This window comes from Psychrobacter sp. TB20-MNA-CIBAN-0197, assembly GCF_040309765.1.
Lineage (GTDB): Bacteria > Pseudomonadota > Gammaproteobacteria > Pseudomonadales > Moraxellaceae > Psychrobacter > Psychrobacter submarinus.
The window spans coordinates 1-249 of the sequence record NZ_JBEOPC010001125.1; the positions used below are offsets into that span (position 1 = coordinate 1).

The following is a 249-nucleotide window of genomic DNA, read 5'->3' on the forward strand; positions in this document are numbered from 1 at the left end:
GTGTTGCTCTTTGCTGATAAGCGTTATCGGTAAAGAGCTTGAATTTTCCGACGCCGTTTGCAGCCGGGCGCGCGCCAGCTCAATAGCAAAACGGCTGCCTGCCATACCCGCACCAATGATGACGATGCCTGTACTGTCAGCACTAGCATGTAGTGTGGTTTTGGACTTCTGGCAGTTCTTAGTTGTAAGTGGTGCTTGATCATTTGATACCAATGACGACATCATAAGAGTATTCCTTAGCTGTAATGT

The 249-nt window shown here is 47.8% G+C and carries 1 pseudogene; it reads right to left on the minus strand.

The annotated features are described in order from the left end of the window. A pseudogene (locus AAEY83_RS17435) lies at nucleotides 1-225 on the minus strand (NAD(P)/FAD-dependent oxidoreductase); the annotation flags it as partial. Nucleotides 226-249 lie beyond the last annotated feature (24 nt).